Source organism: Halomonas sp. 3H, assembly GCF_024206005.1.
Classification (GTDB): Bacteria; Pseudomonadota; Gammaproteobacteria; order Pseudomonadales; family Halomonadaceae; genus Halomonas; species Halomonas campaniensis.
On the sequence record NZ_CP100360.1, the window covers coordinates 1,323,590 to 1,344,406 of the forward strand.

The 20,817-nt window shown below is 71.5% G+C and carries 19 protein-coding genes and 2 pseudogenes; 15 read left to right on the forward strand and 6 right to left on the reverse strand.

Annotation, left to right across the window (positions count from 1 at the left end):
* Window positions 1-17: 17 nt before the first annotated feature.
* Window positions 18-641 carry a LysE family translocator gene (locus tag NFC98_RS06270; RefSeq protein ID WP_254277256.1) on the forward strand — a complete coding sequence of 208 codons (624 nt, stop codon included), beginning with the start codon at window positions 18-20 and terminating at the stop codon, window positions 639-641.
* A 12-nt stretch (window positions 642-653) separates the two neighbouring features.
* Here NFC98_RS06270 and NFC98_RS06275 read toward each other — a convergent pair whose 3' ends face one another.
* From NFC98_RS06275 to NFC98_RS06285, 3 genes are read right to left on the reverse strand one after another with little or no spacing between them, the layout of a single operon-like run.
* On the reverse strand, window positions 654-2,057 hold the full coding sequence (locus NFC98_RS06275) for a bifunctional DedA family/phosphatase PAP2 family protein (RefSeq protein ID WP_254277257.1): 1,404 nt from the start codon (window positions 2,055-2,057) through the stop codon (window positions 654-656).
* A 22-nt stretch (window positions 2,058-2,079) separates the two neighbouring features.
* Window positions 2,080-3,006, reverse strand: coding sequence for a GGDEF domain-containing protein (locus tag NFC98_RS06280; RefSeq protein WP_254277258.1), 927 nt, complete (start codon window positions 3,004-3,006; stop codon window positions 2,080-2,082).
* Window positions 2,999-3,868, reverse strand: a complete 870-nt coding sequence (locus tag NFC98_RS06285) for a hypothetical protein (protein ID WP_254277259.1) — start codon at window positions 3,866-3,868, stop codon at window positions 2,999-3,001. Before NFC98_RS06285 ends, NFC98_RS06280 begins: the two co-directional genes overlap by 8 nt.
* A gap of 106 nt (window positions 3,869-3,974) precedes the next feature.
* Here NFC98_RS06285 and NFC98_RS06290 point away from each other — a divergent pair, with 106 nt between their 5' ends.
* The 8 genes and pseudogenes from NFC98_RS06290 to NFC98_RS18000 all read left to right on the forward strand — a co-directional run.
* Window positions 3,975-5,285, forward strand: coding sequence for a glutamate-5-semialdehyde dehydrogenase (locus tag NFC98_RS06290; RefSeq protein ID WP_254277260.1), 1,311 nt, complete (start codon window positions 3,975-3,977; stop codon window positions 5,283-5,285).
* A 62-nt stretch (window positions 5,286-5,347) separates the two neighbouring features.
* Entirely contained in the window at window positions 5,348-5,974 is a 627-nt protein-coding gene (gene nadD, locus NFC98_RS06295; protein WP_254277792.1) for a nicotinate-nucleotide adenylyltransferase, read from the forward strand.
* A gap of 143 nt (window positions 5,975-6,117) precedes the next feature.
* Window positions 6,118-6,495 carry a ribosome silencing factor gene (gene rsfS, locus NFC98_RS06300; RefSeq protein ID WP_254277261.1) on the forward strand — a complete coding sequence of 126 codons (378 nt, stop codon included), beginning with the start codon at window positions 6,118-6,120 and terminating at the stop codon, window positions 6,493-6,495.
* The gene (gene rlmH / locus NFC98_RS06305; protein WP_254277262.1) at window positions 6,492-6,959 is read left to right on the forward strand and encodes a 23S rRNA (pseudouridine(1915)-N(3))-methyltransferase RlmH; all 468 of its coding nucleotides are present in this window, start codon (window positions 6,492-6,494) and stop codon (window positions 6,957-6,959) included. Before rsfS ends, rlmH begins: the two co-directional genes overlap by 4 nt.
* A gap of 27 nt (window positions 6,960-6,986) precedes the next feature.
* The gene (mrdA, locus tag NFC98_RS06310; RefSeq protein ID WP_254277263.1) at window positions 6,987-8,894 is read left to right on the forward strand and encodes a penicillin-binding protein 2; all 1,908 of its coding nucleotides are present in this window, start codon (window positions 6,987-6,989) and stop codon (window positions 8,892-8,894) included.
* 3 nt (window positions 8,895-8,897) lie between these two features.
* Entirely contained in the window at window positions 8,898-10,058 is a 1,161-nt protein-coding gene (gene rodA / locus NFC98_RS06315; RefSeq protein ID WP_254277264.1) for a rod shape-determining protein RodA, read from the forward strand.
* Window positions 10,059-10,094: 36 nt separating this feature from the next.
* The gene (mltB, locus tag NFC98_RS06320) at window positions 10,095-11,162 is read left to right on the forward strand and encodes a lytic murein transglycosylase B (protein WP_254277265.1); all 1,068 of its coding nucleotides are present in this window, start codon (window positions 10,095-10,097) and stop codon (window positions 11,160-11,162) included.
* A 155-nt stretch (window positions 11,163-11,317) separates the two neighbouring features.
* Window positions 11,318-11,749 (forward strand): annotated as a pseudogene (locus tag NFC98_RS18000) (septal ring lytic transglycosylase RlpA family protein); the annotation flags it as partial.
* A 207-nt stretch (window positions 11,750-11,956) separates the two neighbouring features.
* Here the strand turns inward: NFC98_RS18000 and NFC98_RS18005 are convergent.
* A pseudogene (locus NFC98_RS18005) lies at window positions 11,957-12,046 on the reverse strand (hypothetical protein); the annotation flags it as partial.
* Here NFC98_RS18005 and NFC98_RS18010 point away from each other — a divergent pair.
* From NFC98_RS18010 to lipB, 4 genes are all read left to right on the forward strand, one after another.
* A complete protein-coding gene (locus NFC98_RS18010; RefSeq protein ID WP_367948966.1) occupies window positions 12,008-12,223 on the forward strand; it encodes an SPOR domain-containing protein in 216 nt (71 codons plus the stop codon). The pseudogene NFC98_RS18005 and the gene NFC98_RS18010 sit on opposite strands and share 39 nt — an antisense overlap.
* A 43-nt stretch (window positions 12,224-12,266) precedes the next feature.
* Window positions 12,267-13,475 (forward strand): D-alanyl-D-alanine carboxypeptidase family protein, encoded by a 1,209-nt coding sequence (locus tag NFC98_RS06330; protein ID WP_183333524.1) that lies wholly within the window; start codon window positions 12,267-12,269, stop codon window positions 13,473-13,475.
* A 124-nt stretch (window positions 13,476-13,599) separates the two neighbouring features.
* The gene (locus NFC98_RS06335; protein WP_254277267.1) at window positions 13,600-13,911 is read left to right on the forward strand and encodes a YbeD family protein; all 312 of its coding nucleotides are present in this window, start codon (window positions 13,600-13,602) and stop codon (window positions 13,909-13,911) included.
* Window positions 13,911-14,561, forward strand: coding sequence for a lipoyl(octanoyl) transferase LipB (gene lipB / locus NFC98_RS06340; RefSeq protein WP_254277268.1), 651 nt, complete (start codon window positions 13,911-13,913; stop codon window positions 14,559-14,561). The genes NFC98_RS06335 and lipB overlap by 1 nt, the downstream gene beginning before the upstream one ends.
* Here lipB and lipA read toward each other — a convergent pair.
* Both lipA and NFC98_RS06350 read right to left on the reverse strand, forming a co-directional pair.
* On the reverse strand, window positions 14,548-15,600 hold the full coding sequence (gene lipA / locus NFC98_RS06345) for a lipoyl synthase (RefSeq protein WP_254277269.1): 1,053 nt from the start codon (window positions 15,598-15,600) through the stop codon (window positions 14,548-14,550). The two genes, lipB and lipA, sit on opposite strands and share 14 nt — an antisense overlap.
* A 202-nt stretch (window positions 15,601-15,802) precedes the next feature.
* A complete protein-coding gene (locus NFC98_RS06350; protein WP_254277270.1) occupies window positions 15,803-16,786 on the reverse strand; it encodes a LysR family transcriptional regulator in 984 nt (327 codons plus the stop codon).
* 146 nt (window positions 16,787-16,932) lie between these two features.
* Between NFC98_RS06350 and NFC98_RS06355 the strand changes: the two genes are divergently transcribed.
* Complete coding sequence (locus NFC98_RS06355) at window positions 16,933-17,886, forward strand: biotin carboxylase N-terminal domain-containing protein (protein WP_254277271.1); 954 nt, start codon at window positions 16,933-16,935, stop codon at window positions 17,884-17,886.
* 127 nt (window positions 17,887-18,013) lie between these two features.
* Window positions 18,014-20,689 (forward strand): DUF3141 domain-containing protein, encoded by a 2,676-nt coding sequence (locus NFC98_RS06360; protein ID WP_254277272.1) that lies wholly within the window; start codon window positions 18,014-18,016, stop codon window positions 20,687-20,689.
* The last annotated feature ends 128 nt before the right edge of the window (window positions 20,690-20,817 follow it).

Here is a 20,817-nt window from a genome sequence, read left to right on the forward strand (position 1 = left end):
CGGACGAGGCCGTGCCGATGATCAAGCTGTCCCTGCTGTCGGTGTTCGTGCCGACCTTCCTGTTCGTGTCGCTGACCCCGGGCATGTGCATGACCCTCTCCATGGTGCTGGGCATGACCCAGGGCGTTCGGCGCACCCTGTGGATGATGGCCGGCGAGCTGGTCGGGGTGGGGCTGGTGGCCGCCGCCGCGGGGGCCGGGGTGGCCACCCTGATGCTGCGCCAGCCGGAGCTGTTCGCCCTCTTCAAGTGGGTCGGCGGCGTCTACCTGGGCTATCTCGGCGTGATGATGTGGCGCTCCCGGGGGCGCATGGCGATTCCCCTGGAGCGGGTCGAGCTGGCCCCGGCCGGTCGCGGACAGCTGGCCCTGCAGGGCTTCGTCACGGCGGTGGCCAACCCCAAGGGCTGGGCCTTCTTCGTTGCGTTGCTGCCCCCCTTCCTCGAGGCCTCGCGGCCCCTCGCCGGCCAGCTGGTGGTGCTGATCACGATCATCCTGGCCATCGAGTTCCTCTGCCTGCTGCTCTACGCCGCCGGGGGGCGCGGCCTGCGCCGGGTGCTGGGCGAGGACGGCAACGTGCGCCTGCTCAACCGCATCGCCGGCACCCTGATGGTCGGCGTCGGGATCTGGCTGGCCCTGGGATGAGAGGTTGCGGCGCTAGACGGGCGGCAGCCAGGCGATGCGCGCGGCCACCAGCGCCAGCGAGCCGGCGGTCAGCCAGGCCCAGGGGCAGGGCGCCAGCCGGGCCCGGGGCCTGGCCTGCCAGGCGAGCTGCACCAGGGCGCAGACCACCAGGCCCAGCAGGGCGCCGCCCACCAGGTCGCTGAGCCAGTGGACCCCGATCACCAGCCGGGAGAGTGCCATGGGCACCACCAGCAGGATCGCCCCCCAGTAGACCCAGTGGCGCTGCGCGTGGGGCAGCTCCCGGGCAACGAAGGCGGCCGCCATGCCGGCCAGCACCACCATGGTCGAGGTATGGCCGCTCGGGTAGGCCAGCGAGCCGGCGAGGTACTCCGGGGTGTCGGGGCGGGCGCGCCCGACCAGCGCCTTGCCCAGCGTGTTCAGGGCGGCGATGCCGCCCAGGCCCGCGGCGAGATGGGCGAAGGCCGCCAGGTGGCGGCGCCACAGCAGCCAGCCCGCCCAGGGCAGCACCAGCGCCAGCACGCCGAGCCGGTCGCCCGCCCGGGCCAGCGCCTCGCCGAGGTGGGTCAGCCAGGGAGTGGCCAGGGCGGCGAACAGCGCCTGCAGGCCCAGGTCCATGGGCAGTGGGCCGTGCTGGTGGATCACCAGCAGGGTCCAGCCCGAGAGGCCGCCCATGGTGAGGACCAGCAGCAGCCAGCTGGCCAGCGGGACCTCGCCCTGGCCGCGGGCGCTCTGGGCCAGCCACAGGCGCCGCATCACCGGATGGCGCCGCGCGCCGATGGCCAGCAGTCGGTAGACGCGCCCGGTGCGGGTGACCTGCTGGCGCAGCCAGGAGAACACCACCGCCAGCGCCACCAGCAGGCCGGCCAGTGCCACCAGCCAGGCCTGCACGCCGGGCGGCACGTCGAGCAGCTGCTGCCAGGTGCGGCCGAGCAGGTAGCCCGGCAGCACGTAGGCGGGCGCCCACAGGGCCGCCGACGCCAGGTTGGCCCAGGTGAAGGCGCGGGGGGACATCCTGAGCATGCCGGCGATCATTGGCACCACCGGACGCACCGGCCCGACGAAGCGCCCGAAGAACACCGACAGGGTGCCGTAGCGCTGGAAGAAGCGCGCGCCCCGGGCCAGCCACTCCGGGTGGCGGGAGAGCGGCCAGAGCCGGGTAACGCGTTCGTGCTGGGTATAGCCGAGCAGGAAGCTGGCGCCGTCGCCGATCACCGCGCCCAGGAAGGCGGCGAGGATGATGGCCGGCAGCGCCAGCTCCTGGTGGCCGGCCAGGGAGGCGGCGGCGGTGATCAGTACCACCCCCGGCACCAGCAGCCCTACCAGGGCCAGGGACTCGACCAGGGCGATGGCGGCGATGATCAGCAGCAGCAGGGTGGGGGAGGGCGTCAGCTGGTAGAGGGCGTCGGCAAGGTTCAAGACGGGGCTCCGGTGTCGGGTCTCAGGCGTCGCCGAGGCGCTGGGTGCGGGCCTGCAGCCGCTGGAGGAAGTGGTCGGGCGTCTCCCCGGGCCGCAGGTGGCTGATCATCATGCGCGTCTCCACCGCGCCGGTATCCAGCAGGACCGTGCGGTGCAGGGCCTCCTCGATGCGCTGGCGGACCAGCAGGGCACCGTTGTCGCTGGTGTCGGGCAGCACCAGCCAGAAGTCGGCCTCGCCCTGCCGGCCGAGCAGGTCGTGGTCCCGGCTGTGCTGTTCCACGATGCGACACAGGGCGGCGAGCAGGGCCTGGCGCGCGTGCGTCCCGAACTGCTCGCCGGCCATCTCCAGCTGGGGCAGGTGGATCACCAGCACCGCCAGCCGCTGGCCCAGCAGCTCGGCACGCTCGCACTCGCTCAGCAGCCGGGCCTCCAGCGGGGCGCGCTTGAGGGCCGAGCACTCGGCATCGACGGGGTCGGTGGCCTGCAGCAGGGCCCGCTGATGGAGGATCTCCCAGGGGGCCAGGCCCGCCACCACGACCAGGGCGAGGTAGGCCAGCAGCAGGTCGAGGCCGAGCTGGCTGTCGCCCAGCAGCAGCCAGATCGGGGTGAGGGTGACGTTGAGCAGCATCGCCGGCCCCAGCGGCAGCAGCAGCAGGGTCAGCAGCGGCGGCAGCCCCAGCCAGAGCGCCGCCTGGTCCGGCTGCTGCGGCAGCTCCACGGCGATCATCAGGTAGCCGCCGATCAGCACCAGGTAGGCCGACAGCCGGGCGGTCTCCGGCTGGCCCAGGCGCATCAGGGCGGCGGTGACCATCAGCGGGGCCAGCAGGGCCGGCAGCAGGATACGGGCGAAGTCGCCCATCAGGTAGCACCACAGCGCCAGGCCGAGCAGCAGCAGGGCGCCCATGAGATAGATCAGGGCATGCAGCCGGGCGTGGCGGAACTCATCCATGGTCCACCTCGTGCACCACGGTCATCGGGTCGGGCTGGCGCTGCAGGGCGCGGCACTCCTCGCCCAGGGAGGCGATCCGGCCGAGCGGAACGGCACGCAGTCGGTCGCAGGGCCCCAGCCCGTCGAGCAGTGCCCGTCGGCGCTGGACGGCCTGGGCGGGATCACGGCTGAGCAGCAGTGCGCCGAGGGTGCGGCTGTCGAGGCGATAGCAGTGCTCGAAGCTGCGCGTCAGCTCGCAGAGGCGCTGGGCCCGGGGCCAGAGGTCCTGACGCGAGGTGCGCAGCAGCAGCAGCTCGCAGTGCACGCCGTCGCGCTGTGCCCGGGCCCGCTCGCGGGTGAGGTCGCGGGCCAGCTGGGCCCGGGGCCACAGCCGCAGCCCGGGGATCAGGTGCAGGCGCCGCCGGGCCAGGCCGCGCAGCGGCTGCAGGTCGCGGGCGCGGGACAGCCCGAGCAGCATCATGGCCGCCAGCAGCAGCCCCGAGACCACCGCGTGCTCCAGCGGCATCGTCCGGGCCAGCCAGCCCCAGGTCAGGCCGGCCAGCAGGGCGTTGAGCGCCGCCATCCAGGCCGGCTGGGGCAGCATGATCAGCGCGGCCCAGGCCCACAGCCACAGCGGGTGGCGCTCCGGCGCGCTCCACAGCAGGGCGGCCAGCAGCACGCTCGGCAGCAGCTGCCAGGGCACCAGCGCCGGCCGGCGGTGGCTGAACTCCACCAGCGCCGCGCTGATGCCCAGCCAGGCGGCCGCCAGCCACAGCAGCAGGGCCTCGGTCAGGGTGGACGAGGCGGGGGCCATCAGGGCCGGCAGCAGGGCCGCGACCATCAGGTTGAGGCGCAGCAGGCCGACTTTGTACTTGCTCTGCATGGTGGCTTACTATGACTCCCTTCCCGACATCCGCTGGTCCCGACCCCACCCAGTATAACGCCCTGGCCGCCGTCGGCGGCCACGCCCACAGGAGACACCCTTCGGCATGACAGCTCAAGTCACCCGAACCGGCGCCGAGGCCGTCGGCGCTGTCGACACCCGCGACATCGAGGCCTACATGACCCGGCTGGGGCAGGCCGCCCGCGCCGCCGCGACGGCGATGCGTCGCACCCCGACCGCGGCCAAGAACGCCGCCCTGCTGGCCATGGCCGAGCGGCTCCAGGCGGCCCGCGCCGAAGTGCTGGCCGCCAACGAGCGTGACCTGGCTCGCGGCCGCGAGAGCGGGCTGGACGCCGCACTGCTCGACCGCCTGGCGCTCAACGAGGCGCGCCTCGACGCCATGGTCGAGGGGCTCTCCCAGGTGGCCACGCTGCCGGACCCGGTGGGCGAGATCGACGGGCTGCGCGCGCGGCCCAGCGGCATCCAGGTGGGGCAGATGCGGGTGCCGCTCGGAGTGATCGGCATCATCTATGAATCACGGCCCAACGTGACCCTGGAGGCCGCCAGCCTCTGCCTCAAGTCCGGCAATGCGGCGATCCTGCGCGGCGGCTCCGAGGCGCGAGAGTCCAACGCCGCCATCGCCGCCTGCATCCGCGCCGGCCTCGCCGATGCGGGCCTGCCCGAGGCCGCGGTGCAGGTGGTGGCCACCACCGACCGGGCCGCGGTCGGCCGGCTGATCGCCATGCCCGAGTATGTCGACGTGATCATCCCCCGCGGCGGCAAGTCGCTGATCGAGCGCATCGCCCGGGAGGCCCGGGTGCCGGTGATCAAGCACCTCGACGGGGTCTGCCACGTCTACGTGGACGCCACCGCGGACCTCGACAAGGCCCTGGCCATCGCGGTCAATGCCAAGACCCACCGCTACGGTACCTGCAACACCATGGAGACCCTGCTGATCGACGCCCCGGTGGCCGAGGCCCTGCTGCCGCGGCTGGCCGCCGCCTATGGCGAGCACGGCGTGGAGCTGCGCGGCTGCGAGCGTACCCGGGCGATCCTGCCCGGGTGTGCCGTGGCCACCGAGGAGGACTGGGACGCCGAGTACCTCGCGCCGGTGCTGGCGATCCGAGTGGTCGACGGCATGGACGCGGCCATCGCGCATATCGAGCGCCACGGCTCCCACCACACCGATGCCATCGTCACCGAGAGCTATGGCCTGGCGAGGCGCTTCCTGGCCGAGGTGGACTCCAGCTCGGTGATGGTCAACGCCTCCACCCGCTTCGCCGACGGCTTCGAGTACGGCCTGGGCGCCGAGATCGGCATCTCCACCGACAAGCTCCACGCCCGCGGGCCGGTGGGCCTCGAGGGGCTGACCACCCGCAAGTACGTGGTGCTCGGCGACGGCCAGGTCCGCCAGTGACCCCGCACGCCCCGGGCCTGCCGGCCCGGGTCGAGGATGCGCCCGCCGCGCCGCGCATCGCCATGCTCGGCGGAACCTTCGACCCGGTGCATCTCGGCCACCTGCGCAGCGCCGTGGAGCTCCGCGAGGCCCTGGCGCTGGATCGCGTGCACATGATCCCCGCCAGCGTGCCGCCACTGCGCGGCGAGCCGCGGGTCTCCCCGGAGACCCGCCTGACCCTGTTGCGGCTCGGCATCGGCGATACGCCGGGCCTGGTGGCCGACCCCCGTGAGCTGCACCGCGAGGGCCCCTCCTGGAGCGCCGACACCCTCGCCTCGCTGCGGGAAGAGTTCGGGGCCGAGGCGCGCCTGGTGATGGCGCTGGGCCACGATGCCTTCCTGCGCCTGGCGGAGTGGCGCGACCCCGAGCGGCTGTTTGCCCTGGCCCACCTGGTGGTGGTCGACCGCCCCGACTTCGAGGCGCCGCTGCCCGCCGCACTGGACGCCCTGATCGCCGGGCGCGAGGTCGGCGATGCCGACACGCTCATGGCGAGCCCCGCCGGCGGGCTGCTGCGCCTCAGCCTGCCCTCGCGCATGGCGATCTCCGCCACCGAGGTGCGCCGCCGCCTGGCCGAGGGCCGCAGCGTGCGCTATCTGCTGCCCGAGGCCGTGGAGCGCCACCTGCTCGACCAAGGGCTCTATCGAGACTGATCATGGCCATGCTCCCCCTCGCAGGCCTGCCGCCGGGACAGCCCGCGCCGTGTGGCGATGGCAGAAAGGCCGGGAACGAGCGCTGCCAGCCGGCGGTCAAGGCGTTACAATGGCGGTTCAACGACATTCAGACAGAAGACCCTATGCATATTGACGCACTCAAGACTCTGGTGGTGGACGCCCTGGAGGATCTCAAGGCCAAGGACATCGCCCAGCTGGATGTCTCGACGCTGACCAGCGTGACCGACCTGATGGTGGTCGCCAGCGGTACCTCCACCCGCCACGTGGCGGCCCTGGCGGCCAGCGTGGTCGAGAAGGCCAAGCAGGCCGGCGTGCAGCCGCTGGGCGTCGAGGGCGAGAACGGCGCCGACTGGGTGCTGGTGGACCTGGGGGATGTCGTGGTGCATGTGATGCTGCCCGAGACCCGCCAGCTCTACGATCTGGAGCGCCTGTGGGCCGACCTGCCCAGCGATGCCGACCGCGCCGCCCGGCGCGACGAGGGCGAGGTCCGCGGGGCATGAGAGTCCGCCTGCTGGCGGTGGGGACCCGCATGCCGTCCTGGGTGACCCAGGGGGTCGAGGAGTACCGCAAGCGGCTCCCCCGGGACTTCGCCCTGGAGGTGGAGGAGATCGCCCCGGGCCAGCGTGGCAAGAATGCCGATATCCCGCGGGCCATGGCCCTGGAGGCCGAGCGGATACGGGCCCGCCTGCGCGGCGACGAGCAGGTGGTGGCCCTGGAGGTGGGCGGCAAGGCCTGGAGCACCGAGCAGCTCGCCGAGCAGGCAGAGGCCTGGCGCCTGGAAGGCCGGGACGTGGCGCTGCTGGTGGGCGGCCCCGATGGCCTCGAGCCGGGGCTCTCCGCCGCCGCCGACCTGCGCTGGTCGCTCTCGCCGCTGACCCTGCCCCACCCGCTGGTGCGCATCCTGCTGGCCGAACAGCTCTATCGCGCCTGGACGCTGATGGTCGGCCACCCCTATCACCGCTGATGAGCCAGCCGCCTGGTACCGAGTCCCATGCGCAAGACCCGCCAAAACCTGAAGAGCCCCGAGCAGGAGCTGCGCATCTTCCGCATGCGCGCGCTGCTGGCCGTGGTACTCGTCTTCGCCCTCACCGGGCTGCTGATGGGCCGGCTGGCCTATCTGCAGGTGGTCCAGCATGAGGTCTACAGCACCCGCTCCGAGAAGAACCGCGTGCGGGTCGAGCCGCTGCCGCCGACTCGCGGCCTGATCTACGACCGCAATGGCGTGCTGCTGGCCGAGAACCGGCCCACCTACAACCTGACCCTGGTGCGCGAGCGGGTCGACGACCTGGACGCCACCCTGGCGCTGCTGGTGGAGCTGCTCGAGCTGCCCGACGAGGAGGCCGAGGCCTTCCGGGTGCGCTCCCGCCAGCGCCAGCGCCCCTTCCAGCCGGCACTGCTGATGAGCGACCTGGACGAGGCGCAGATCGCCCGGCTGGCGGTCAACCGCCACCTGCTTCCCGGGGTCGAGGTTGAGGCCCAGCTGCTGCGCTACTATCCCGATGCCGAGGTGATGGCCCATGCCCTGGGCTACGTGGGGCGCATCAACGCCGAGGAGCTGCAGACCCTGGATGCCGGGCGCTACGCCGGGACCCACTTCATCGGCAAGACCGGGGTGGAACGCTTCTACGAGGATGCCCTGCATGGCCAGGCGGGGCTGCGCAAGGTCGAGACCAATGCCCGCGGCCGGGTGCTGCGCGAGCTGGGGCGCACCGACCCGGTGCCCGGCCAGAACCTGACCCTGACCCTCGACAAGCAGCTCCAGACCCTGGCCTACGAGCTGCTCGACGGTCGCCGCGGCTCCATCGTCGCCATCGTGCCGGCCACCGGCGAGATCCTCGCCATGGTCTCGGCCCCGGGGTTCGACAGCAACCAGTTCGTCACCGGCATCGACGTCGCCTCCTATCGCGCGCTGCAGGAGGACCTCGACCTGCCGCTTTACAACCGGGCGATCCGCGGCCACTACCCGCCGGGCTCCACCATCAAGCCCTTCCTGGCCCTGGCGGGGCTGGCCGAGGGGGTGATCACCCCGGACAAGACCGTCTTCGATCCGGGCTACTACCAGCTGCCCAACGACTCCCGCCGCTACCGCAACTGGCTGCGCTGGGGGCATGGCCGGGTCGACATGGAGCGCTCCATCGCCGTCTCCAACAACACCTACTACTATTCGCTGGCCCACGACCTGGGTATCGACCGGCTCCACGAGAACATGGACGCCTTCGGCTTCGGTCGGCGGGTGGGGCACGACGTGTTCGGCGAGAGCACCGCGCTGATGCCCTCCCGGGACTGGAAGCGCGGGCGCTTCAACCAGCCCTGGTATCCCGGCGAGACCCTCTCGGTAGGCATCGGCCAGGGCTACTGGCAGGTCACGCCGCTGCAGCTGGCCACCGCCACGGCGGTGCTGGCCAACCGGGGAGAGTGGGTCAAGCCGCGCCTGGCGAGCCGCATCGGCGATGAGCCGGTCCCCCTCTACCTGCCCGACGCACCGGAGGACATCACCCTGAACAACGACGCCTGGTGGGACCGCATCTACGCCGGCATGGAGAAGGTGCTGACCGGCAGCGAGGGCACGGCGCGGCGCACCGGGGTCGGCCTGGAGTACCGCATGGGGGGCAAGTCGGGCACCGCCCAGGTCTTCTCGCTGGGCCAGGACCAGAAGTACAACGCCGAGGAGCTGGCCGAACGGCTGCGCGACCACGCCCTGTTCATGGCCTTCGCGCCGCTGGAGGAGCCGCAGATCGCCGTCTCGGTGATCGTCGAGAACGCCGGCGGCGGCAGCACCCATGCCGCCCACCTGGCCCGGGCCATGACCGATGCCTGGCTGCTCGAGGACGAGGAGCCGGATATCGAGGAGCTTCGCGAGGTGCTCGAGAATGACGACGGCAGCGTGGCGGGGAACTGACCCATGGCGATGATCGATCTCTCGCGGGTGCTACGCGCCCATCCGGTTCGCCCGCCTGCCAGCGGCATTGCCCGCCGCCGCAGCCTGTGGGAGCGCCTGCACCTGGACCCCTGGCTGCTGGCCATGCTGCTGGTGCTGATGGTCGCGGGCCTGGCGGTGCTCTACAGCGCCAGCGGGCAGCGACCGGCAGCGGTGACCGCCCAGGCCCTGCGCTTCGGGGTGGCGCTGGTCGTGATGTTCCTGATCGCCCAGCTATCGCCCACCACCCTGCTGCGCTGGGCGCTGCCGGTCTACCTGGCCGGGGTGCTGATGCTGGTAGCGGTGGAGCTGGTGGGCGACATGGGCATGGGGGCCCAGCGCTGGCTGGTGATCCCCGGGGTGATCCGCTTCCAGCCCTCCGAGCTGATGAAGCTGGCCATGCCGCTGATGGTGGCCGCTTACCTGAGCCGTCGCGAACTGCCGCCGCGGCTGCGGGACCTGGCGGTCTGCGCGCTGATCATCGGCGTGCCGGTGGTGCTGATCGCCAAGCAGCCGGACCTGGGCACCTCGCTGCTGGTGGGGGCGGCCGCGGTCTTCGTGGTGCTGCTGGCGGGGCTCTCCTGGCGCTTCATCGCCGGACTGGGGGTGCTGGCTGCCGCGGCGCTGCCGCTGCTGTGGATGAACCTGCACAACTACCAGCGCCAGCGAGTGCTGACCTTCCTCGACCCCAACAGCGACCCGCTGGGCTCGGGCTGGAACATCATCCAGTCGACCACCGCCATCGGCAGCGGCGGGGTATTCGGCAAGGGCTGGCTGCAGGGCACCCAGTCCCAGCTGGAGTTCCTGCCGGAACGCCACACGGACTTCATCGTGGCGGTGCTGGGCGAGGAGTTCGGGCTGGTCGGCATGCTGGCGGTGCTGCTGCTCTACCTGCTGATCATCACCCGCGGCCTGTGGCTCGCCGCCGGCGCCCAGGACACCTTCGGGCGCCTGGTGGCCGGCAGCATCATCCTGACCTTCTTCATCTACGTGTTCGTCAACGTGGGCATGGTCAGCGGCATCCTGCCGGTGGTCGGCGTGCCGCTCCCGCTGGTCAGCTACGGGGGGACCTCCAGCGTGACCTTGATGGCCGGTTTCGGTATTCTCATGGCCATCCACGCCCATCGCCGGCTGCTGCCGCGCTAGCGCCGGCAGTTGGCACTTCCAGGGAGAGGCAACAGCATGACGGTGTCCCGTTTTCATGGATCGAGCGCGCTGGCCTGGGCCGTCGGCGCCGGCCTGTCGCTGCTGGCGGCGACGGCCGCCGCAGCGGACTTCGACCCCCGCCGACACGAGGGCACCCGCGCCCTGGTCGGCGAGCTGGCCGAGAAGGGCATCGAGCGCGGCTGGCTGGAGCGGGTGATGGGCGAGGCCGCCTTTCAGCAGGGCGTGCTGGATGCCATGGCCGGCGCGGCCGAGCGCCGCCTGCGCTGGGACGAATACCGCCGGATCTTCCTGCAGCCCGAACGCATCCATCGCGGAGTGACCTTCATCGAGGCGCACCGCGACGCCTTCCGTCGCGCCGAGGCCGAGTACGGGGTGCCCGCCGAGGTGATCGCCGCCATCATCGGCGTCGAGACCAGCTATGGCCGCTTCACCGGTCGCCATCGGGTGCTCGACTCCCTGGCGACCCTGGCCTTCCACCACCCGACGCGGGGCGACTTCTTCCGCGGCGAGCTGGGCGCCTTCCTGGAGATCACCCACGAGCAGGGGGTCGAGCCCGGCGAGCTGCAGGGCTCCTATGCCGGCGCCATGGGCTACCCCCAGTTCATCCCCACCAGCTACCGCGCCTATGCGGTCGACTTCGACGACGATGGCATCCGCGACCTCTGGACCAACCCGGTGGATGCCATCGGCAGCGTGGGCAACTACTTCGCCGAGCACGGCTGGCGTGCCGGCGACCCCCTCTACTATGAGGCCGAGGGCCCCGCTACGCCGCCGGCCGACATCGACTTCAACCGGGCCGCGCGCCCGCCCGCCGTGCCGGCGGCCGCGCTCGCCAACGCGGGCCTCGAGGTTCCCGAAGAGCTGGCAGAGGACCATCGCCTGCTGCCGGTGTCGCTGGAGGACGGGGAGCAGAACTGGCGCTACGTGCTGGGCGAGCACAATTTCTACGTGATCACCCGCTACAATCACAGCCACCTGTATGCCATGGCGGTGATCGAGCTCGCCGAGGCGATCGCCGACGCCCGGGCCCTGGACGCCCACTGGCTCGAGGCGGTGAGCCGCGTTGCCGAGGAGGCCCCATGAACCCCTTGCCGATGCTGATGGTGGTGGCCCTGCTGGCCGGCTGCGCCGGCGGGGGAGGCAGTGCGCCCTCCGGCCCGCGGGATAGCGGTGCCGCGCCGGCCGCCACGCCCGCTGGCGGGGGAGGGCGCTACGCCATGACCGGCGACGCCTACCCGATGGAGCCGCCGGATGTCAGCCGGGTGCCGGATGCGGTGCCGCGCCTCGAGTCGCCCTCCCGGGGCGGCAACCGGCCCACCTACGAGGTGTGGGGCAAGACCTACCAGGTACTGCCCGACGCCCGCGGCTATGCCCGCCAGGGCACCGCCTCCTGGTACGGCGAGAAGTTCCACGGCTACGCGACCTCCAACGGCGAGATCTATGACATGTACAAGATGTCCGCCGCCCACCGGTCGCTGCCGCTGCCGACCTATGCCCGGGTGACCAGCCTGGACAACGGCAACTCGGTGATCGTGCGGGTCAACGATCGCGGCCCCTTCCACAACGACCGCGAGATCGACCTCTCCTATGCCGCCGCGGCGCGTCTGGACATCCTCGACCGGGGCACCGGGCGCGTGAAGGTGGAGGCGATCGACGTGGAGCGGTGGCTGGCCGAGAACGGCGGCGGGGTGTCCAGCAGCAAGCGCAATGGCGCTACCGCCGCCGCGGTCGCGCCGCCTGCCCGCCAGGCGGCCAGCCAGGTGGTCTCTGCCCCTGCGCCGCCGGCCGCTCCTGTGGCGCAGGCCGCGCCGTCCGCCAACGGGGCTGCCGCATCTGGCGGCCGCCCCACGGAGGGCCGCCCCGCGGAGGTCCGCCCCGAGGAGGTCCGCCCCGCGGATGGCCGCCCCGCGGAGGGCCGCCCCATCTACCTGCAGATCGCCGCCCTGGGCTCCGCCGAGAGCGCCCAGGCCCTGAAGGCGCGCCTGCAGGCCGAGCTCTCCCACCCGGTGCGGGTGGAGGCGGCCACCGGCATGCATCGTGTCCAGGTGGGCCCGCTGGCCCATGCCGGCCAGGTGGATCCCGTGCGCGACGAGCTGCGTCGCGCCGGCTTCGACCAGGCCTTTATCGTCAACGGCGCCCCGTGAGGGCGCCGACCTCTTACCGCAATCCCCGATGAGATCCGTCCCCATGAGAGAGCTGTTTTCCCCACGTCGTTTCCGGGCGGTGCTGCTGGGCCTGCTGCTGGTGGTGCCCCTGGCGCTGGCCCAGGGCGTTCCGGTGCCCCAGCAGCCACAGCCCCAGACCATGATCCCGTCGCCGCCCCAGCTGGCCGCCAGCTCCTGGATCCTGATGGATGCCGACAGCGGCCGGGTACTGGTCGAGCACAATGCCGACGAGCGCCTGCCCCCGGCGAGCCTCACCAAGCTGATGACCGCCTACCTGGTGGAGCGCGAGCTCGACCGCGGCAATATCGCCCTGGACGACATGGTACGGGTCAGCGAGAACGCCTGGCGCACCGGCGGCTCCAAGATGTTCATCGAGGTGGATACCCAGGTGGCCATCCGCGACCTGCTCTACGGGATCATCATCGCCTCCGGCAACGATGCCAGCGTCGCCGTGGCCGAGCACCTCTCGGGCGGCGAGGCCCCCTTCGCCGATCTGATGAACCAGCACGCCACCCGGCTGGGGCTGCACAACACCAACTTCCAGAACGCCACCGGCCTGCCCGGGGAGAATCACTACTCCTCGGCCCGCGACATGGCGCTGCTCTCCCAGTACATCATCAACGACTACCCCGAGCACTACGCCATCTACGCGGAGAAGTACTTCACCTACAACGATATCCGCCAGCCCAACCGCAACCGCCTGCTGTGGCGTGACCCCACCGTCGATGGCCTCAAGACCGGCTGGACCACCGAGGCGGGCTATGGCCTGGTGGCCTCCGCCAAGCGCGACGACATGCGCCTGATCTCGGTAGTCATGGGCACCAGCTCCGAGGAGGCCCGGGCCCAGGAGACCCAGAAGCTGCTCAGCTTCGGCTTTCGCTACTTCGAGACCCTGAAGCTCTACGACCGCGGCTCGGTGCTCAACACCCCGCGGATCTGGGGGGGCGACAGCAATGAGCTGCGCGTCGGCGTCGACCGCGACGTGGTGATGACCGTGCCCCGGGCCCGCAACGAGGAGCTCACCGCGCGCCTCGATATCCGCGCCGACCTGGCTGCCCCGATCCAGGCCGGCGAGCGCGTCGGCACCCTGGAGGTGCGCCTTGGCGAGGAGGTGGTCGGCGAGCAGCCGCTGGTGGCCCTGGAGACCGTCGAGGAGGGCGGCCTGGTCAAGCGGCTCATCGACCAGGTGCGGCGCTTCTTCAGCAACCTGATCGGCGGCTGGTTCGGCTAGGCCATCGGCCCGTCACAAGGGGGCAAGGAACGCGCCGTCCATGCCCCCTTGATCCTTGCCAACTGGCCGCTGGCCGCCGGCTTGCGTAAAATGGCGGGATATTCACGACCTGCCGGAAGGCTCCATGAACGACAAGTCACTGCGTGATCTGCGCTCCCCCGGCCGCCCGGCGGGCGGCAAGCCGCCGAAGATCACCTTCCCCTGCCGCTACCCCCTCAAGGTGGTGGGCGATGCCGCCGAGGATTTCGCCGCTAGCGTCTGCCAGATCGTCTCCCGCCACGATCCCGAGTTCGACCCCACCGGGATAGACGTGGTGCCGAGCCGCAACGGGCGCTTCCAGTCGGTGCGCCTGACCATCCGCGCCACCGGCGAGGCGCAGCTGCAGGCGCTGTTCGTCGAGCTCAAGGCTACCGGCCGCGTGCACATGGTGGTGTGATGGCGGCCGCTCCTGTCCTGCCCCCCGTGGAGCTGCATCGGCTGGGCCGTCGCCCCTACGAGCCGGTGTGGCAGGCGATGCGCGATCTCACCGACGCCCGCGATGCCGGGACCCCGGACCAGTTCTGGCTGGTCGAGCACGACCCGGTGTTCACCCAGGGGCGCGCCGGCAAGCCCGAGCACCTGCTGATGCCCGGCGACATCCCCGTGGTGGCGACCGACCGCGGCGGCCAGGTGACCTACCACGGCCCCGGCCAGGTGGTGCTCTATCCGCTGATCGACGTGCGCCGGGCAGGGCTCGGGGTGCGCGAGCTGGTCAGCGCTCTGGAGAATGCGGTGATCGCCCTGCTGGCGGAGCACGGGGTCGAGGCCCGGGCGCGCGCCGATGCGCCGGGCGTCTACGTGGGGGAGGCCAAGATCGCCTCGCTGGGGCTGCGCATCCGCCGCGGCGGCAGCTTCCATGGGGTGGCCCTCAACGTCGACGGCGACCTCTCGCCGTTCCAGCGCATCAACCCCTGCGGCTATGCCGGCATGGCGATGACGCGCCTGGCGGACCTGGTGGAGGACTGCCCGGATGTGGCGGCGGTGGGGGAGCGCCTGGCGGAGTGCCTGGCGCTCGAGCTGGGCCGGGAGCTGGTCAGCCGACGTTGATCGCGTCGATGCGATCGGGGTCAGGCTGCTGGCCGGGGACCTCGGCCGGGGCGGCCAGGCCCAGGTTGTTCTTCTCGAAGACTCGGTCGGCGCGGTAGCTGGAGCGCACCAGCGGGCCCGAGGCCACCTCCATGAAGCCCTTCTCCAGGCCGATGCGGCGAAAGCGCTCGAACTCCTCGGGGGTGACGTAGCGCTCCACCGGCAGGTGGTTGCGGGTCGGGCGCAGGTACTGGCCCAGGGTGACGATATCCACGCCGATCTCGCGCAGCTCGTCGAAGGTGGCCAGGATCTCCTCCTCGGTCTCCCCCAGGCCCAGCATCAGGCTGGTCTTGGTCAGCACTTCCGGCTTGTGCCGCTTGGCGTGGGCCAGCACGTCCAGGGTCTTGCGGTAGCCGGCGCGGGGGTCGCGCACCCGGCGGGTGAGGCGTTCCACGGTCTCCACGTTCTGGGCGAAGACCTCCAGGCCCGAGTCCACCACTGCCTCGATGGCGGCAGGCACGCCGTCGAAGTCCGGGGTCAGCGCCTCGACCACCACCTCGGGGGTGTTGGCCTTGATGGCGCGGATGCAGGCCGCGTAGTGGCCGGCGCCGCCGTCGTCGAGGTCGTCGCGGTCCACCGAGGTCAGCACCACGTAGCGTAGGCCCATCAGCTCCACCGACCTGGCGGTATTGGCCGGCTCCTCGGCGTCCAGCCACCCCTTCGGGTTGCCGGTGTCCACGGCGCAGAAGCGGCAGGCGCGGGTGCAGACCGAGCCCATGAGCATGATGGTGGCCGTGCCGTTGCTCCAGCACTCGCCCATGTTGGGGCAGTGGGACTCGGCGCAGACGGTGCTCAGGCGATGGGCGCTGACGTTGCGCTTGACGGCCTCGAAACGCTCGCCGCCGGGAATCTGGGCGCGCAGCCACTTCGGCTTGCGCCCCAGGTCAGGGCCATCGCCCTCCTGGCGGCGCTGCTTCATGCCGTCCTTGATGGCGGCGAAGCCCTGCTCGGTGCGGAACTTCTCTCCGCTGGGGATCGGTTTCGAGGTGTTGTCGCTCATAGGGTGGGAACCCCTCCGCTCGGCGGCTGCGAGGGCCATGGGTGGCGAGACGATGCCGACCGGGGGCGTTGCCCGGGTGAGCCCCGCATGGCGCGCAGACTGTTACGTGGGTTGCAGGCGGCTAATTTACCACAGCCGCGCCGGGCGGGGACAGACACCCGGCGGCGCGTGGCGCCGCCATCCGGCCTCGCCATGATGCCGGTCAGGAACCGATCGGCAGGCAGACCACGCCGTGGTTGGGCATGGGGCGAGGCGGGGCGTTGAAGTGGTCGTGGAAGTCCGCCAGGTGCTGACGCACGAAGCGTAGGAAGAGCTCGGTGACCGGGGTGGGGAGGCGCTCCCTGGGGTAGACGGTGCACCACGAGTGGCGCAGCGGGAAGGCCGGCAGCGCGAGCGTCTCGAGCAGGCCGGCCTCGATCTCCAGGCGGACCGCCAGGCGCGGCAGCACCGCCACGCCCAGCTGGGCCATCACGCCCTGCTTGATCGCCTCGTTGGTGCCCATCTCGATGCAGTGGGCCAGGTGCACGTCCTGGTCGGCCGCCACCTCCTCGAAGGCGCTGCGCACGCCTGAGCCGGGCTCGCGCATCAGCACGTAGTGGCGGGCGAAGTCTTCCAGGGTCGCGGACGGGGCGGAGAGCAGCGGGTGGCCGGGCCACACCACCGGCACCATCTCGTTGTCGAGGATCGGCATGAACACCAGACCGCGGTCCTCGGGGACCCGCGCCATGATCACCAGGTCGTCGCGCTGATCGGCCAGGCGTTCCAGGGCCTGGCTGCGGTTGCAGACGCGCAGCCGCACCCTGACATTGGGATAGTGGGCGCGGAAGCGCGCCAGCAGGTGGGGGACCACGTACTGGGCGGTGGAGACCGCGGCCAGGTTGAGCTCCCCGCTGATGGTGCCGGACATGTCGGAGAGGGTCATCTGCAGTCGCGAGACCTGGCCGAAGATCGCCCGTGCCGAGGCGGCGAGGGCATCGGCGGCCGGCAGCACGTGCAGGGTCTTGCCGGCATACTTGAACAGCGGCTGGCCCAGCGCCTGCTCGAGCTGGCGGATCTGGGCACTGACCGCTGGCTGGGTCAGGCCCAGGCGCTCCGCCGCCCGGGAGTAGGACTGCCGGTCGTAGACGGCCTGGAAGACCTGAAGCTGGCGGAAGGTCAGCCTATTGAGCAGCTTGGGCGTGGTCATGGTCGGGGCGGCGCCGTGGGGCCTCTTGCCTGTCTTGCTGTCATGCTAGCACCGCGGGCAGTGTGGCGGCCACGGCGCGACGCCGGCTCCGTCCGGCGAGATTATCGGATATCCTTGGCGCTTGCGCCTCTCGACCCGGATCGCCCATGAGCCCGTCGCCCTTTCGCCTGCCGACGCCAGAAGACACCGAGTCCGCCCCCGGGGTGGTGCTGGTGGCCACCGGGCAGGCGGGGCTGCGGGTGCGCCAGGCCTGCGAGGAGCTGGGCCTGGCCTGCCTGGTTGCCCCGCCGGCGCCGGCCGAGGCCGTGGTGGAGCATGCCCTGGCGGCGGGCTGCCGGGCGCTGCATCCGGGAGAGAGCGATGCCGGATCCCAGCTCGAGCTGGCCCACGCCTGCGGGCGGGCCGGGCTCGCCTTCGTGGGTCCCAGGCCGGCGCTGATCGAGGCGATGCACGACGGCGAGGCGATCCGCCTGCTGATGCGCGAGGCCGGGGTGCCGCTGGCCGAGGGTGACGCGACGGGGCCGCGGGTACGGGTGCCGGTGCTGGCCGACCGCCTGGGGTGCCTGCGTTTCCTGCCGGCGCGGGACCGGGTCCATCCCGGGCTTGTTCGGGCGCCGGTGGCCTGGCTGACTCCGGAACAGCGCGCCTACCTGGGGCAGCTTGCGCTGCAGGGGCTGGCCGGCCTCGGGCTCGTCGGCCTGGTCTCCCTCGACTTCCGGGTCAGCGGCAATCGGCTCGGTTTTGCGGCCATGGGGCCGGGACTGGATGGCAGCGAGGCGCTGGACGAGGCGCTGACCGGCGTGGACCCGGTGGTCGAGCAGCTGCGCCTGGCAGCCGGCGAGCGGCTGCGGGATCGCCAGGCGGCCCTGGCCCCTCGCGGCCATGCCCTGCAGTGGCGGCTCTTCCCGGAGGCGGGCGCCGGCTTCTCTGGCGGCCCGGGGCTGCGCCTCGACCGCCCCCTCGAGGCCCCCGGCGAGGCCCGCCTGCTGGCCTGGGGCCGTCGCCCCGAGGAAGCGATTCGCCGAGGGCGACGCGGCCTGCGGGAGCTGCTGGGCGAGGCGCCGGCGGAGGCGATGTTGACGGGGCTCGCCCCTCGCTGACATGAATTCGTCACCGACCTATTTCTCGCGTGAGAGCAGGATCTGCGCTATATTGCAATGCAGCAAAGCTCCTCGTCGACAGGCCTGGAGCCACTTTCCCCTGATTCCGCAACGCCAGGAGCTCGTGATGAACCTTCCGATGCCGACACCCCCGGCAGCCGCGCTGTCCTTCCTGGATCCGTTCGGCTTTGGACGCGCCGCCGGTCGCTACTGGCTGGATGCCTTCGAGCGAAGCGTGCTCTACATGGACGTGATGCGCGTTCGTGGCAACCAGTACCTCGAGCATATCGAGAAGACCAAGCCCAGCGTGCTGGGCTTCGATGCCGAGGTGCTGATCGACGGCCGCGACCTTGCGCGGCCGGTCAACTACGAACTGCTGCGTATCCTGCCCCCCGAGGGGCTGGAGACCGATCCCCAGATGCGCCCCTTCGTGGTGGTGGACCCGCGTGCCGGCCATGGCCCGGGCATCGGCGGCTTCAAGCCCGACAGCGAGATCGGCGTGGCGCTGCGCGCCGGCCACCCCTGCTACTTCATCGGCTTCCTGCCCTATCCGGTGGATGGCCAGACCGTCGAGGACGTGGTCGAGGCCGAGGTCACCTTCCTGCGCCACGTCAACGAGCGCCACTCCCAGAGCGACGCCGAGAAGCCGATGGTAGTGGGCAACTGCCAGGCGGGCTGGCAGATCATGATGGCGGCGTCCCTGGAGCCCGACCTGTTCGGCCCCATCCTGATCGCCGGGGCGCCGCTCTCCTACTGGGCGGGCGAGCGTGGCCGCGCGCCCATGCGCTACACCGGTGGCATGACCGGTGGCAGCTGGGTGACCTCGCTGGTCAGCGACCTGGGCGACGGCCACTTCGACGGCGCCTGGCTGGTGCAGAACTTCGAGAACATGAACCCGGCCAACACCTACTGGGCCAAGCAGTATCGCCTCTACGCCAACGTGGACACCGAGGCCAGCCGCTATCTGGAGTTCGAGCGCTGGTGGGGTGGCCACGTGGTGCTGGGCGGCGACGAGATCCAGTACATCGTCGACAACCTGTTCGTCGGCAACCGTCTCTCCACGGCCCAGATGGTGACCTCCGACGGCCGGCGCATCGACCTGCGCAACGTCCGCTCGCCGGTGGTGGTGTTCTGCTCCCAGGGCGACGACATCACGCCGCCGCCCCAGGCGCTGGGCTGGGTGCGCGACCTCTACGAGGGCACCGAGGACATCATCGCCAACGAGCAGACCATCGTCTACTGCGTGCATGACTCCACCGGCCACCTGGGCATCTTCGTCTCGGGCAGCGTGTCCCGCAAGGAGCACGCCGAGTTCACCGCCAACATGGACTACATCGACGTGCTGCCGCCGGGGCTCTACGAGACCACCGTCTCCACCGCCGCCGAGCGCGAGGATGCGGAGCTGATCGAGCGGGACTACCTGCTGGAGTTCTCGCCGCGCACCATCGGGGAACTCGACCACTACGTCCAGCACGCCCCGGAAGACGATACCCGGTTCGCCACCGTGGCTCGCATCTCGGAGATCAACCTGGGCCTCTACCGGCTCTTCGTGCAGCCCTGGGTGCGCGCCCTGTCCACGCCGGAATCGGCGAAGTGGCTGCGCCGCATGCACCCCAACCGCCTGGGCTACCGCCTGCTCTCGGATCGCAACCCGCTGATGACCGCGGTGCCGGTGCTGGCCGAGCGGATCCGTGCCGACCGCCACCTGGTGGACGAGGACAACCTGTTCCGCGTGCTGGAGACGATCGCCTCCGACCAGATCGCCGGCAGCCTCAACGCCTGGCGCGACCTGCGCGATGGCGCCATCGAGCGGATGTTCCTCGACCTCTATGGCCAGCCGCTGCTGCAGTCGCTGGTGGGCCTGGGCGGTGACGCCCACGTGCATCGCCGTCGCCCCGGCGCCGAGCCGGAGCACCGCCGCTTCATCGCCCGGCGCCAGGCCGAGCTGCGCGAGCACATTGCCGAGGGGGGGAGCCACGAGGCGGTCATTCGTGCGCTGATCTTCGTGCTGGGCGGCGCGCCCTCCACCGACGAGCGTAACTTCAAGCGCCTGCGCGCCTCCCACGCGGAGCTCGAGCCGCAGCTCTCCGTGGCCGACTTCAAGCGCCTGATGCGCGAGCAGTTCTTCATCCTCAAGCTGGACCGCGAAGCGGCCGTCGAGGGGCTGCCCGAGCTGCTCAAGGGCCAGTCCGCCGAGCAGATCGCCGGGCACCTCGAGCATATCGAGCACGTGCTGGCGGCCAGCGGGGAGCTCTCCGAGCATTCCGCCGACCGGATGGCGCGGGTCAAGGGGCTGTTCGAGCAGGCCATCGACCAGGCGCCCCTCATCGAGGCCGAGTCGCGCGCCGAGGCCGAGGCCTGGGTCGGCAGCCAGGCGGAAGCCCAGCGCCTGGCGTTCAGCAGCGTCGAAGACCTGATGGAGTCGCAGCCGGTGGCCACCCGGTCCCAGGCGCCGGCCGCCAAGGCCGCGCCGGCGGCAGTCGACACGCCTGCCGCGACGGTAGCGCGGAAGGTCGAGCCCGCCGCCAAGGCCGAACCGACGGCCAAGGCAGAACCGACGGCCAAGGCAGAACCGACGGCCAAGGCAGAACCGACGGCCAAGGCAGAACCGACGGCCAAGGCAGAGCCGACGGCCAAGGCAGAAGCGTCTGACGAGTCTGCGGCCAAGGCAGAAGCGTCGGACAAGCCCGCCGCCTCGCCCGCGCCGAAGGCCGAGGCAGCGCCTGCCGCCAAGCCGACCACCTCGCGGCGGCGCACCACCACCCCGCGCCGCAAGCCCGGAGGCGGTGGCGGCAAGCGCTGATCGCGCCTTGCCACCGGGCCATTCTCGCCCCCGCCGCTCGCTGCGGCGGGGGCGATGTCGTTGTGGCAGGCGCCTTGCCCAGAGCGCCCTCGGCGGTCTAGGGTCAGAAGGCCGCCACGGCCCTCGCG